Source organism: Enterococcus aquimarinus, from assembly GCF_001885765.1.
Taxonomy (GTDB): domain Bacteria; phylum Bacillota; class Bacilli; order Lactobacillales; family Enterococcaceae; genus Enterococcus_I; species Enterococcus_I aquimarinus.
The window spans coordinates 1-301 of sequence record NZ_JXKD01000046.1 but is presented as its reverse complement, the minus strand read 5'-3'; the positions used below and the strand labels follow the sequence as shown (position 1 = coordinate 301).

1 protein-coding gene is annotated in these 301 nt (G+C 34.2%); it reads left to right on the top strand.

The genetic code is table 11. The annotated features are described in order from the left end of the window. On the top strand, nucleotides 1-294 hold a 294-nt coding region (locus tag RU93_RS12145), incomplete at its 5' end, for a hypothetical protein (protein ID WP_169818127.1). Nucleotides 295-301: the final 7 nt, after the last annotated feature.

Below are 301 nucleotides of genomic sequence, written 5' to 3'. Positions count from 1 at the left end.
TATTTACCGGCTTATCATCAATCGTTTGGTTCAATTGATGTTTTAGTGAAAGTATTGAACGATGGTACGAGTGGCGTTTTAGTTTTTAACAAGAGTGAAGAAACAAAAAATGTCACTCTTTTACTAAGTGAATTACCTTCTGTCATACATGGGAATCCATTTATCTATCAAAATCAAATAGTGACTGAAGTTTGGGGAAAAGAGTACCAAATTCGCGAAGATATGCTAGAAATTACTGACCTAGCGCCTCATGAAGTATATGTCTTGCAGTTTAAACCTAAAAATAGGGGTTAGACAAATT